Raw genomic sequence first — 12,115 nt, 5'->3', positions numbered from 1 at the left:
GATCAGACCTTCGGTCCCGCCTTCTCGTCACCGGGAAGCGGATAGTCCGCCCCTTCCCACGGCGAGAGGAAATCGAACTTGCGGAATTCCTGGTTGAGCCTGACGGGCTCGTACACCACCCGCTTCTCCTGGTCGTCGTAGCGGACCTCGACGAAGCCGGTGAGCGGGAAATCCTTGCGCAGCGGATGGCCCTCGAAACCGTAATCGGTGAGGATGCGGCGCATGTCGGGATGGCCGACGAAGAACACGCCGTAGAGATCGTAGGCCTCGCGCTCGAACCAGTCGGCGCCGGGGAATTCGTTGATCAGCGACGGCACCTGCGTGGTCTCGTCGGCGGCAACCCGCAGCCGGATCCGCGTGTTCAGGGTCGGTGACAGGAAGTGATAGATCACGTCGAAGCGCTTTTCGCGCGAGGGGTAATCGACCGCGGTCACGTCGGTGATGTTGACGAAACGGCAGTTCGGATCGTCGCGGAGGTACTTGACCACCTCGACGATCTTGCCGGCCTCGACATCAACCGTGAGCTGGTTGAAGGCCACCGTGTGACCGGTGGCGGCGCCCGGAAGCGCGCTAACGATCGTTTGCCCAAGGGCGTCGAGCTTGCCGTCGTCCATGACGTAAAACCTTAGCGTTCGATGGTGCCGGTGCGCCGGATCTTCTTCTGCAGCAGCAGCACGCCGTAGAGCAGCGCTTCCGCCGTGGGCGGGCAGCCCGGCACGTAGATGTCGATCGGCACGATGCGGTCGCAGCCGCGCACGACCGAGTAGGAATAGTGATAGTAGCCGCCGCCGTTGGCGCAGGAGCCCATCGAGATGACGTAGCGCGGCTCGGGCATCTGGTCGTAGACCTTGCGCAGCGCCGGCGCCATCTTGTTGGTCAGCGTGCCCGCGACGATCATCACGTCGGACTGGCGCGGCGAGGCGCGCGGGGCGAAGCCGAAGCGCTCGACGTCGTAGCGCGGCATCGACACCTGCATCATCTCGACGGCGCAGCAGGCGAGACCGAAGGTCATCCACATCAAGGAGCCGGTGCGCGCCCAGGTAATGAGGTCGTCAGTCGCGGCCACGAAGAAGCCCTTGTCGGACAGCTCGGAATTGACCTCGAGGAAGAACGGATCATTGGCCCCGACCGGCTTGCCGGTCGACGGATCCAGAATGCCCTTGGGGGCCGGTGCAACGACCGGACCGGCGGACGGTGCAGGATTCAATCCCATTCGAGTGCCCCTTTCTTCCATTCATAGGCGAACCCGACCGTCAGCACGGCGAGGAACACCACCATGGACCAGAAGCCGGTCGCGCCAAGCTTGCCGAACGCCACCGCCCAGGGAAACAGGAACGCCACCTCGAGGTCGAAGATGATGAAGAGGATGGCGACCAGATAGAAGCGGACGTCGAACTTCATTCGCGCGTCGTCGAAGGCGTTGAAACCGCACTCATACGCCGACAGCTTTTCCGGGTCCGGCTGCTGGAACGCCACGATGAAGGGCGCGATCAGCAGCACGAGGCCGATGAGGCCTGCTACCCCTATAAAGACGACGAGTGGAAGATAGTTCTGTAGAATGCCGCTCATTGACGAGCCCTTTTTCCCGCGACGTCGGGGAGCCGCGGATTCGTCCCGATTTGGAATTATTCTGAGCCTTAGCGCAGTGCACCAATGGGCGCAAGACACGCTCTTTTTAGGCCCTTTGTCGCCCCCAGAACGGTGGAAATCCCGGAATCACCCCGCGGCTGGTATGGAGCAGATCGCTCAGCCCAGCAAGGGCGACCGCAGTTTTGCACGGTGGCTTGTTCTGAGATTGCGGGGCACGAACCGGGACAGCGATCCGCCACACAGCATCAGGTCAAAATGCCCGATTTTTTCGTGCGGCAGCGCACCCAGACCTTGGCAATAACGGCCGTGGCGGCCCTTTCCGTCACTCAGGCGACATACTGGCCCGGCCGGGTGGCGCAACGGGCGGCCCCGGTGAAGCTCGCGGGCGCAGGCAGGAACATGCGCGTCCGCAGGCGCGGCTGGTCAGCCATGCATCATGACGGGACCGCACCTCGTCCGGCGAATGCGTCGGGGCGGCATCCGATCCGGAGCGACCGCGAGCGCGGCGGCGACTTGCTGGGCCGTCGCACGCGCCGCGCTCGCATGAGCTTCGGGCCGGGGGGCATAGCCCGGGAGCTCATCGATCTCCCGATGGAAGATCAGCGGTCGTCCGGTCGGTAGAGCCTAGGAATGGCCGAGATCAGGGGCGTCCGAAGCTGCCCTCGCCTCTCCTCATCCGTTGCCTCACCATTTGTAGGAGACGCTGGCGGTCACGCGCCGGCGGTCGCCGTAAAAGCATGACGTCGCCGACGCACAGCTCGCGACGTAGATCTTGTCGGTCAGGTTGATCACGTTCAGCGCCGTGCGCCAGTTCTGCCATTCGTAGTGGAGCGCGAGGTCGCCGAGCACCACAGCGGGAACCTCGAGGGTGTTGGCGGTATCGGCCCAGGACGCGCCGATATAGCGGACGCCGCCGCCGAAGCCGAAGCCCTCGAGCGGTCCGTCCTTGAAGGTGTAGTCGGCCCAGCCCGACACCAGCATCTCGGGCGTGTTGGTCGGCGTCTTGCCAACCAGCGACGGGTCGAGATCCCGGCTGTTGAAGAGATGGTAGGCGGTGAACGCGCCGATCAGCTTCAGCTCCCTGGTGGCGTTCGCCACCGCTTCGAGCTCGATACCGCGCGAGGTCACCTCGCCGGTCTGGGTCTGCAAGACGGGCGTGGTCACCGTGGTCGTCGCGACGTTCTGGCGTTTCAGGTCGAAGAACGAGGCGGTGAAATAACCGTCGAACCTCTTCGGTGCGACCTTCACGCCGATTTCAGCCTGCTTGCCGGTTTCCGGCAGGAACAACTGGTTCTGCGCGTTGAGGCCGATGATCGGATTGTAGCTCGTCGAATAGGAGACGTAGGGCGCAATGCCGTTGTCGAAATTGTAGATCAGGCCGGCGCGACCGCTGAACTTGCTGTCATTGCGGCTGGCGACATTTGCGCCGGTGTCGCGGGCGTCTTGCGTCGTCTCGACCCAGTCGTTGCGGCCGCTCAGCACGAGCGTGAAATTGCCGAGCTTCATCTGGTCCTGAAGATAGGTGCCGGCCTGCTTCTGCGTGATGAGGAAGTTGCGGAACGGCGCGCTCGGGAGCGGAGTTTCGGCCGCCCCATAGACGGGATTGAAGATGCTGATCGAGGGCACGCCAAACCCAAAGGCCTGATAGTCGTCGATCTGATAACCCTTGAGATCGAGGCCGAACAGCATCGTGTGCTTCACCGGGCCGGTGTTGAAGCGATACTCGAGCTGGTTGTCGAGATCGGCCTGATTGGCCGTGTTCTTCGCATACCAATTGTATCGGCCCATCGTGGCCGTGTTGATGTTGTCCCAGCCGTTGCCGACGTAGCCGCGATAGGTCACGTCGACATGCGCAAAGCGCGCATTCTGGCGGAAGGTGAGATCGTCGGTGAGATTGCGCTCAAACTGGTAGCCGAGCATCTCCTGCTCGCGCGTGAACTTGTCGACGCTGGGATCGCCCACGAAGAAGCTCGTCGGGATCTTGCCGAACGGCGCGCTCGTCACCGTCCCCTGATAGGGCAGGAAGTTGATGCCGCGGGTGTCCTGCTTCGAGGCCGAGGCCAGCACCGTGAAGGTGGTGTCGGCATCCGGCTTCCAGGTGAACGACGGCGCGATGAAGTAGTTGTTGTCGGGCGTGAAGTTGACCTGCGTCGGACCGTTCTGGACCTGGCCGACGACGCGGTAGAACAGCTTGCTGTCCTGGGGCTGCGTCGCGACCGGACCGCCGAAATCGAAACCGACATAGGCGTTGCCGAAATTGTTGACGCCGGTTTCGACATAGCGGATCGGCTCGGCCGGCGGCATCTTGCTGATGACGTTGACGATGCCGCTCGGGCTCGATCCGCCGTAAAGCACGGCCGATGGTCCGCGCAGCACCTCGACGCGCTCCATGTTGGGCGTCTGAAGCTTCCAGCTCGCATAGGACGTGTAGAACAGCTGCATGCCGTCGAGGAACAGTCCGACGTCGTCGGACTTGAAGCCGCGGATCAGCCACCAGTCGTTGCGCGTATCCGCGCCAAAGGTCCCTGCCCGCACGCCGGCGGTGTAGCGCAGCACCTCGTCGAGCTTGTTCGACTTCTGGTCGCGGATCTGCTCCGCGCCGATGACGGACACCGATTGCGGCGTCTCCATGATCGGCGTGTCGGTCTTGGTGCCCGATGAGCTGCGGCCGGCGACGTAGCCGTGCACCGGTCCGCGCGGCGTCTCGACGAAGCCGGCGTTGCGCTGGGGCTGCGGCTTGCTTCTGTTCGCGGTCTGCACCATCCGCCGCGGTGCACTGCGCGCGGCGGCTGCGGGTGTGCGGCGGCGTGTTTCCGGTGCGGTGACGGTCACGGACGGCAGGTTCTGCGCGCCGCTCTGCGTGGACGATTGTGCGAGCGATGCCTGCGGCATCAAAACCCAAGCCGATGCGGTCGCCAATACGGCCGACCGCAGCATTCCAAGACTGTTCAACGCGCCACCCCAAAGCTGCATGTTTGATGCGTCATGCCGCCGTGTCCCCGGGGCGGCCTGCGCTTGCGGTGACGCTTATGTGAGGGTGCGCGAATTCCCTAATTGAAAGCCTCTTAGAGAGACTCTTAGAAGCGATCCATTGTTCCCGGGGACTATCGGAACGTCAGCGCGCGTTCTTCTCGCTCTCGAGCATCTCGGCGGCGATCGCCGTGAGCTGATCGACCTGCTGCAGCAGCATGTCGAACTCGGCGGCGCTCAGATGTTCCAGGAGGCGGCGGTTGCGCTCCTGCGCGCCTTCGACGATCGCATCATGCGCGGCGAGGCCCGCCGCGGTGAGCGAGATCAGCACCTCGCGGCTATCCTTTGGATTGGCCGACTTCGCGATCAGCTTGCGCGACACCAGATTGGCCAGCGCGCGGCTGATCTGGCCCTTGTCCTGGCCGACGGCCTCGGCGAGCCGCGCCACGCTCATCGGCGGACGCCGGCCGAGCGAGGCGACGAGACCGAACTCGACGGAGGACAATCCGGTCAGCCGCTTGTAGCGCAGGATGGCACCGCGCTTGAGCAGATTGGCGAGCACCATCAGCCGCGAGGACAGCATCGCGGTGATCGGCGCCGGCTCGCTCTCGCCCGGCTCTGGGGCCGTCCACCCGTCCCTGCTCGGTGTCTGGTTCATCGTCCACCTCTGCCAAGAAAGCCCGGTCCTGCCAAGCCTGCGCCGCCGCGGCCGGCCGTTCTCCTCAAATGGGATTAAGAGGCATTTAGAGGATCGTTGACAATGTCATCGATTTATCTTTCACTGCTCGCAAGACAGAAAAAAGGCCCGGCCAACACGGCCGGGAGCGGGAGGACCAGCATGACCATCACCCAGCGGGATCGCGATCTCGGCACGGCCTACGCGATGAAGCCGGCGCACACGCGCACCGAGCTCACCTCGGTCGTGCGCGGCACGCCGATGGGTGAACTGCTGCGCCGCTACTGGCATCCGGTCGGGCTCGTCGGTGACGCCAGCGGCACGCCGAAGAAGGTGCGCGCGCTCGGCGAGGATCTGGTGCTGTCCGCGACAAGCATGGCCGCGCCGGCCTCCTGCACGCGCGCTGCTGCCACCGCGGCACCACGCTCTACTATGGCAAGGTCGAGGAGGACGGCATCCGCTGCTGCTATCACGGCTGGAAGTTCGACACCGAAGGCCGCTGCCTGGAGCAGCCCTGCGAGCCCGATGGCGGCCAGTTCAAGGACAAGGTGCGCCAGCCCTGGTATCCGGTCGAGGAGCGTTACGGGCTGATCTTCGCCTATATGGGCCCGGCCGAGAAACGCCCGGTGCTGCCGCGCTACGTGCCTCGAAAACATGGACGACGGCGAGCTCGTCGAGGCCGACGATTCCTCGATCGGCGGCGGCGGTCCGGCGATCATCCCCTGCAACTGGCTCCAGCATTTCGAGAACGTGGTCGACCCCTACCACGTGCCGGTGCTGCACGGCTCGTTCTCGGGTCCGCAATTCACCAACATGATGGCCTCCATCCCGGAGGTGAAGTTCGAGAAATCGCCGCGCGGCGTCCTCGTGCGCTCCGAACGCAAGCAGGACGACGGCAAGGTGTTTTACCGCGTCAGCGAGGCGGCGCTGCCGACGCTGCGCGTGGTGCCGAACCCGCGCGTCGCGCAGTTCGCCCGCGTCGAGTCTATCGGCTGGGTGCTGCCGATCGACGATGCCTCGTTCCGCATCTATGTCGCCGGTCGCGTCAAAAATCCTGGCGACATCAGCCGCATGCGCTCGAAGTTCAACGGAAAATTCTGGTGGGACATGACGGAGGAAGAGCATCAGCAATTCCCGGGCGACTATGAGGCCCAGGTCGGCCAGGGCGAGGTGACGGTCCACTCCGAGGAGCATTTCGGCCAGAGCGACCGCGGCATCCTGATGATCCGGCGCATGCTGAGCGACCAGCTCGACGCGCTCGCCGCGGGCCGCGATCCGATCGGCGTCTCGTTCGATCTGGGCACACCACCAGTCGAATTCGAAGCGGGGAATTACATCCGCGAAGGCTGACCTGCCAGCTCGCACAGGAGCTGGACCGACAACGACAACAAAGACAAATTGGGGGAAGCGATGGTCGATGTGACGTCACAGATGTCGGTGCAAACGGCTGCCGCGGCAAAGCCCTCGGCGCGGCGCTACTACGTGCTGGGGCTGCTTACCGTCATCTACGCGCTGAACTTCCTCGACCGCACGATCTTCAATGTCCTGATCGAGCCGATCAAGAAGGAGTTTGCCCTCAGCGATACCATGATGGGCCTGCTCGCAGGCTTCGGCTTCGCGCTGTTCTACTCCCTGCTCGGCATCCCCATCGCGCGCGTCGCCGACCGGCTGAACCGGCGCAACATCGTCGCCGTCGCCTTCGCGTTCTGGAGCGCGATGACGGCCCTTTGCGGCGCCGCCACCAGCGTGACCTCACTGGCGCTGGCACGCATCGGCGTCGGCATCGGTGAATCCGCGGGCTCCCCGGCCTCGCAGTCGATCGTCGCCGATCTCTTCGCCAAGAACGAGCGCCCGCGCGCGCTCGGCATCTATGCCATCGGCACCTATCTCGGCGTCTTCCTCGGCTATTTCGTCGGCGGCTACGTCAACCAGCACTTTGGCTGGCGGATGGCCTTCTACGTCGCCGGCCTGCCCGGCATCCTGCTCGCGGCTGTTCTGTGGCTGACGATCTCCGAGCCGAAGCGCGGCGCCATGCAGGAGAGTTTTGTGCCCGAGCCGCTCGGACCGACACTGCGCTTCCTCGCGTCCCAGCGCAGCTTCATCGTCGTCCTGATCGGCTTCTGCCTCACCACCTACACCAACTACGCGACCGCGGCCTGGATCCCCCCGTTCCTCGCGCGCGTGCACCATCTGTCGAGCGCCGAGATCGGCACCTATGCCGGCACCTTCAAGGGCCTCGCCGGCATGGCCGGCACCCTGCTCGGCGGCTTCGTGGTGGCGCAGATCAGCCGCCGTGACGACCGCTGGAAACTGTGGGCCCCCGCGATCACCTCAGGGCTCGCCGGACCGGTGTTCGCGCTGTGCATGCTGACGCAGGATTTTGCGATGATGGTGGCGATGCTGGCGCTGACCTCGTTCCTGGTCGGCTTTCATCTCGGCCCGATCTTCGCGATCGCGCAGACCGTGGCCAAGCCCAGCATGCGGGCGCTGGCTTCAGCGCTGATCGCGCTCACCGCCACCTGCTTCGGCCAGGGCGTCGGTCCGCTCGCCGTGGGCATGGTCAATGACGCCCTGAAGGGCAGTTATGGCGCAGAAGCGGTGCGCTATTCCCTGCTTTCGGCGGCGGTCACGACCACGCTCGGCGCCCTGCTGTTCGTCTGGGCCGCCCGCTCAATCCGCAGCGACATCGGCCGGGCGGCCGCCTGAGGCCCGCCCACCGCCAGCCCGGCGAAACCAAGCGGGCGTATTAATGAAACCATTTTGCGGAACCCGCGAAACCATCCGGAAACAGATGGTCCTTAGAAGATGAGCCCATAGACGACGGCAAAGCCCGTCGGGAGGCTCATATGAACCACTCAATTCACTCTGCTGATCGTGCGACCCACCTGAAGATCGTGGTGGTGGCGCTGGTTGCCGGCATTGCAGTGGCCGGTTTCGGGATTGCTGCCCGTACCAACGCCGATTACGGCCAGACCGCCCAGTCCACCCAGGTGATCAAGGCCGGCAAGCCCGTCGCGATCACCAGCGCGGGCACATCGGAGATTCGCTGACGGCGAAAAGGTCCGATTTGACTCCAAACGGCCGCCCTCGGGCGGCCTTTTGATTTCAGCCGTCGGCTGAAGGTGACCTGCCAAGCCTCTGAAATATCGAGGGTGTATTCCATAGCCCGGCCTGCGCCAAAGTCAGTCGGCCCGGTAGCTGCCGCAGCAATGCTTGAATTTCTGCCCGGAGCCGCAGGGACAGGGATCGTTGCGGCCGGCATCGGCCTGCCCGTAGCGCAGCCGGTTCAATATCTTCCTGTTCTGTTCGAGGATCATCTTGCGGCGCACCTCCTGCACCTCGATGACCGCCGCATTGTCGCCGGCCTCCCAGAACGCCTGCGGCTTCAGATGGGCGAGCTTGCCGCTGACATAGACGGGGTAAAACCAGCCGAGCGTTCCGTCGCGCAGGCGCTGCAGCGTCGTCAGGTCGTAGAGGAAGAAACCTGACTCCAGCAGCGTCGCGTTGATGTCCTGGAAGTCGTCGATGTCGGCCTCGCACACGACGACGCTGCAATTTTCGAGCACGTAACGCGCGCCCTTCAATGCGGCCTTTTCCGCGCCCTGGACGTCGAGCTTGAGCAGGAACGGCGGCTCGAGCGACAGTTCCTTGACCAGCGCATCGAGTGTCGTCGCCGGCACCTTGACCTTGCTCTTGATCAGGTCGTTGAGCCGCGCCCAGTAGAGATCGCCTGTCGGGCGCACAGACGACCAGTAGGGATGGACCGACTCGGTGATCTCGATCTCACCCTCATGGTCGGTGATGGCGCAGATGCGATAGTGCCCGCCAAGCACCTCCTTGATGGCCTTCAGGGAGTCCTCATAGATCCGGTTGGCATCAATGTTGAGCGGCACCGCACCATCGAGGCGTGACAGGTGGTTAAGGACGAAATGCCCATCGGCACAGCCAAGGTCGATCACGGTTCCGTAGCGCACGCCTTTGGCGAACAAATTTTGCAGCGTTGCGCTGAAATCGGCTGCCTGCATTGGATTGATCCGAATGAGAGCGGTTTGACCGGTCGTAGGCGGTCTGGCGGGTTGCACAATGTGTTGCACACCGCTTGCTGCGGGCAAGATCGGAAACACGAAGACATCGAAAAATAACGACGGTCCGCTGGCCGGCCATCGAATCCGGTTTCGCTCCGCTGGCGGCTTGCCAAAGAGGGCTTGTATTCAGCGATTAAGTTATTGATTTCCGCCATAAAATGGCGCGAGAGACGGGGCTCGAACCCGCGACCTCCGGCGTGACAGGCCGGCGCTCTAACCAACTGAGCTACTCCCGCGTGGCGCACAGATGTCCGCGGAACGAGGGGGGACTTAAAGGCCGGGCTTGGTGAAGTCAAGGACGTTGCTTCCACAGCCTGAAGAAGCGGATATCCGCCGCTGGCGCACAGGAACGTGACCCGGCCGCGCCGGGCGGCGTAGTCAGTCCGGCCCCGAATCGTCTACGCCTCCGGGAACCAGCGGGGTCCGGGGGCGGTCTCCCAGCCAACGGCAAGAATCGAGGAGGCCGGACATGGCTAAGAAGGATTCGGCGAAGAAGGCAGCCGCTCCTGCCACCATCACGCTGAAGCACCTCGCCGCCGATATCGCGGAGAGCCAGGACCTGTCCAAGAAGCACGCCGAGGCCGTCCTGACCGACATGGTCGATCTGATCACCAAGCACCTGAAGAAAGGCGACCGGGTCCGCATCGTCGGGCTCGGCATCCTCCAGGTCCGCAAGCGTGCCGCCCGCACTGGCCGCAATCCCGCCACCGGCGAAGCCATCCACATCAAGGCCAGCAAGAAGGTCGCGTTCCGCCCGGTGAAGGAACTCAAAGAGGCGATTTAAGCCTACCATTCGTTAAGCCTGATCGGATGTCGTTCCTGGCCGCATCACGGCCCGCTTTTCTGATATACCGCCTGCATCCCCCAAAGACCCGGCGGTTTGACCAGAAATGTCCTCCCTCACCTTTTCGCACACCGTGACCGAGCGCTTCCTGCGCTACGTCACCATCGACACCCAGTCCGATCCCGATTCCCCTCACTCGCCCTCGACCGAGAAGCAGAAGAATCTCGGCCGCGTGCTCGCCGCCGAGCTGAAGGCCATGGGCGTCGCCGACGCCCATCTCGACGATTACGGCTATGTCTACGGCACCATCCCGGCCAACACCGACAAGAAGGTGCCGGTGATCTGCTTCTGCTCGCACATGGACACCTCGCCCGACGTCACCGGCAAGGACGTCAAGCCGCAAATGGTGAAGAACTATCGCGGCGGCGATATCGTGCTGCCGGGCGACACCAGCCAGGTGATCCGCTTCACCGAGCATCCGGCGCTGAAGAATCAGATCGGCAACGACATCATCACCACGGACGGCACCACGCTGCTCGGCGCCGACAACAAGGCCGGCGTCGCCGAGATCATGGATGCCGCGCATTTCTTCATCAACAATCCCGATGTGAAGCACGGCACCATCAAGATCCTGTTCACCCCGGACGAGGAGATCGGCCGCGGCGTCGACAATGTCGATCTGAAGAAGCTCGGGGCCGACTTCGGCTATACCATGGACGGCGAGAGCGCGGGCTCGGTCGAGGACGAGACCTTCTCGGCCGATGGTGCCACCATCACCATCAACGGGGTCAGCGCCCATCCCGGCTACGCCAAGGGCAAGATGGAGCACGCGATCAAGATCGCGGCCGCCATCGTCGAGCGGCTGCCGAAGGAAGGCTGCTCGCCGGAGACGACGTCAGGCAAGCAGGGCTTTCTGCATCCGATCAGCATCGACGGGGCGCTGGAGCAGGCGAGCCTCTCCTTCATCGTCCGCGACTTCACCGAGGAAGGGCTGAAGGAGAAAGAGGACCTGCTCGAGGGCATCGTCAAGGACGTGATGAAGGACTATCCGCGCTCGACCTACACGCTCGAGATCAGGGAGCAGTACCGCAACATGAAGCAGGTGATCGACCGTCACCCGCACGTCCTCGAATACGCGATCGAGGCGATCCGCCGGGCCGGTCTCCGGCCGATGCGCACCGCCATCCGCGGCGGCACCGACGGCTCGCGCCTGTCCTTCATGGGCCTGCCCTGCCCCAACATCTTCGCCGGCGAGCACGCCTTCCACTCGCGCCTCGAATGGGTCAGCCGGCAGGACATGGAGAAGGCGGTGCAGACCATCGTCCACCTTGCGATGATCTGGGAGGAGAAGGCGTAGGTCTCGATCCGGAACAGCCTGAAGCGGCCGTCCCCAGTCCCGTCCGGAAACATAGTTCCGGCCGCCCATGCGTCTCCGGCGCGACACGGCTGGTCCGTTTGTCATTGATCAACGCCCGCGGGTCGCCGGGCCGTTAAGCTTGGCGAAGAAGTGAACGACGGGGACTTCCTCGTCCGAGCCCCCCGTGGGAATATCGCCCCGATGACAACGGCCCGCCTCCTGCGCCTCCTGTTTGCATCGCTGATCTCGATCGGATTAGCGGTGGCGCCCTTGGTCGCGCCGGCCGCCGCATCGGGCATGGCATCGGGCCCCGCCTCCCCCGATATGAGCATGATGCAGATGGCCGACATGCCGGCCGATATGGCCTGCTGTCCGGAAGAGGAGCAGAAGCAGAGCGGCTGCCATGACTGTCCGCTCCTCGCGATGTGCGTGCTGAAGGTGTTGCAGGCGGGACCTGCGGTCGTGACCGCAATCCGCTATGCGCGTCCCCTCGCTCTGCTTCGGCCGCTCGATGATGCCATCGCCGACGGCCTCGTCCGCCCACCTCCGGACCACCCACCTCGATCGATCGTCTGACAGGCGCCCAGCGCGCCTGGTGAACATGCGCACCGGAAGCGGCGCGCATCGCTGCCTGCCGTCCCGCAACACGTCGC

At 64.1% G+C, this 12,115-nt stretch carries 11 protein-coding genes, 1 tRNA gene and 1 pseudogene; 6 read left to right on the top strand and 7 right to left on the bottom strand.

From position 1 onward, the window contains the following. Positions 1-2: 2 nt before the first annotated feature. The 5 genes from N2603_RS20845 to N2603_RS20825 all read right to left on the bottom strand — a co-directional run bounded on the left by N2603_RS20845 (position 3) and on the right by N2603_RS20825 (position 5,218). Complete coding sequence (locus N2603_RS20845; protein WP_260390212.1) at positions 3-614, bottom strand: NADH-quinone oxidoreductase subunit C; 612 nt, start codon at positions 612-614, stop codon at positions 3-5. Positions 615-625: 11 nt separating this feature from the next. Continuing rightward, positions 626-1,207 (bottom strand): NuoB/complex I 20 kDa subunit family protein, encoded by a 582-nt coding sequence (locus tag N2603_RS20840; RefSeq protein WP_371740171.1) that lies wholly within the window; start codon positions 1,205-1,207, stop codon positions 626-628. Next, complete coding sequence (locus tag N2603_RS20835) at positions 1,204-1,569, bottom strand: NADH-quinone oxidoreductase subunit A (RefSeq protein ID WP_008136158.1); 366 nt, start codon at positions 1,567-1,569, stop codon at positions 1,204-1,206. Before N2603_RS20835 ends, N2603_RS20840 begins: the two co-directional genes overlap by 4 nt. A gap of 705 nt (positions 1,570-2,274) precedes the next feature. Beyond that, positions 2,275-4,527 (bottom strand): TonB-dependent siderophore receptor, encoded by a 2,253-nt coding sequence (locus N2603_RS20830; RefSeq protein WP_260390211.1) that lies wholly within the window; start codon positions 4,525-4,527, stop codon positions 2,275-2,277. A gap of 178 nt (positions 4,528-4,705) precedes the next feature. After that, positions 4,706-5,218, bottom strand: a complete 513-nt coding sequence (locus N2603_RS20825) for a MarR family winged helix-turn-helix transcriptional regulator (RefSeq protein WP_260390210.1) — start codon at positions 5,216-5,218, stop codon at positions 4,706-4,708. A gap of 180 nt (positions 5,219-5,398) precedes the next feature. On the opposite strand from N2603_RS20825, the pseudogene N2603_RS20820 reads away from it, so the two are divergent. The 3 genes and pseudogenes from N2603_RS20820 to N2603_RS20810 all read left to right on the top strand — a co-directional run bounded on the left by N2603_RS20820 (position 5,399) and on the right by N2603_RS20810 (position 8,286). Further along, positions 5,399-6,586, top strand: a pseudogene (locus tag N2603_RS20820) (Rieske 2Fe-2S domain-containing protein). A gap of 60 nt (positions 6,587-6,646) precedes the next feature. Continuing rightward, a complete protein-coding gene (locus N2603_RS20815) occupies positions 6,647-7,942 on the top strand; it encodes a spinster family MFS transporter (RefSeq protein ID WP_260390209.1) in 1,296 nt (431 codons plus the stop codon). Between the two features lie 140 nt (positions 7,943-8,082). Continuing rightward, the gene (locus tag N2603_RS20810) at positions 8,083-8,286 is read left to right on the top strand and encodes a hypothetical protein (protein ID WP_018642392.1); all 204 of its coding nucleotides are present in this window, start codon (positions 8,083-8,085) and stop codon (positions 8,284-8,286) included. A gap of 132 nt (positions 8,287-8,418) precedes the next feature. Here N2603_RS20810 and N2603_RS20805 read toward each other — a convergent pair whose 3' ends face one another. Further along, complete coding sequence (locus tag N2603_RS20805) at positions 8,419-9,261, bottom strand: FkbM family methyltransferase (protein WP_260390208.1); 843 nt, start codon at positions 9,259-9,261, stop codon at positions 8,419-8,421. 219 nt (positions 9,262-9,480) lie between these two features. Further along, positions 9,481-9,557: transfer RNA gene (locus N2603_RS20800), tRNA-Asp, on the bottom strand. Positions 9,558-9,790: 233 nt separating this feature from the next. On the opposite strand from N2603_RS20800, the gene N2603_RS20795 reads away from it, so the two are divergent. The 3 genes from N2603_RS20795 to N2603_RS20785 all read left to right on the top strand — a co-directional run bounded on the left by N2603_RS20795 (position 9,791) and on the right by N2603_RS20785 (position 12,038). Then, a complete protein-coding gene (locus N2603_RS20795) occupies positions 9,791-10,105 on the top strand; it encodes an HU family DNA-binding protein (RefSeq protein ID WP_018642395.1) in 315 nt (104 codons plus the stop codon). Positions 10,106-10,211: 106 nt separating this feature from the next. After that, complete coding sequence (gene pepT, locus N2603_RS20790; RefSeq protein ID WP_260390207.1) at positions 10,212-11,462, top strand: peptidase T; 1,251 nt, start codon at positions 10,212-10,214, stop codon at positions 11,460-11,462. A gap of 201 nt (positions 11,463-11,663) precedes the next feature. After that, positions 11,664-12,038 (top strand): hypothetical protein, encoded by a 375-nt coding sequence (locus N2603_RS20785; RefSeq protein ID WP_260390206.1) that lies wholly within the window; start codon positions 11,664-11,666, stop codon positions 12,036-12,038. Positions 12,039-12,115 lie beyond the last annotated feature (77 nt).

It is taken from the genome of Bradyrhizobium huanghuaihaiense, assembly GCF_025200885.1.
In the GTDB taxonomy this organism is placed as follows: domain Bacteria; phylum Pseudomonadota; class Alphaproteobacteria; order Rhizobiales; family Xanthobacteraceae; genus Bradyrhizobium; species Bradyrhizobium huanghuaihaiense.
The sequence above is the reverse complement of the archived record's forward strand: the minus strand, read 5'-3'. Positions and strand labels throughout refer to the sequence as shown.

Coding starts and splice junctions, on each gene's coding strand:
- N2603_RS20845 (WP_260390212.1), bottom strand. CDS start 614: ATGGACGACGGCAAGCTCGACGCCCTTGGGCAAACGATCGTTAGCGCG.
- N2603_RS20835 (WP_008136158.1), bottom strand. CDS start 1,569: ATGAGCGGCATTCTACAGAACTATCTTCCACTCGTCGTCTTTATAGGG.
- N2603_RS20830 (WP_260390211.1), bottom strand. CDS start 4,527: ATGCTGCGGTCGGCCGTATTGGCGACCGCATCGGCTTGGGTTTTGATG.
- N2603_RS20825 (WP_260390210.1), bottom strand. CDS start 5,218: ATGAACCAGACACCGAGCAGGGACGGGTGGACGGCCCCAGAGCCGGGC.
- N2603_RS20815 (WP_260390209.1), top strand. CDS start 6,647: ATGGTCGATGTGACGTCACAGATGTCGGTGCAAACGGCTGCCGCGGCA.
- N2603_RS20810 (WP_018642392.1), top strand. CDS start 8,083: ATGAACCACTCAATTCACTCTGCTGATCGTGCGACCCACCTGAAGATC.
- N2603_RS20805 (WP_260390208.1), bottom strand. CDS start 9,261: ATGCAGGCAGCCGATTTCAGCGCAACGCTGCAAAATTTGTTCGCCAAA.
- N2603_RS20795 (WP_018642395.1), top strand. CDS start 9,791: ATGGCTAAGAAGGATTCGGCGAAGAAGGCAGCCGCTCCTGCCACCATC.
- pepT (WP_260390207.1), top strand. CDS start 10,212: ATGTCCTCCCTCACCTTTTCGCACACCGTGACCGAGCGCTTCCTGCGC.
- N2603_RS20785 (WP_260390206.1), top strand. CDS start 11,664: ATGACAACGGCCCGCCTCCTGCGCCTCCTGTTTGCATCGCTGATCTCG.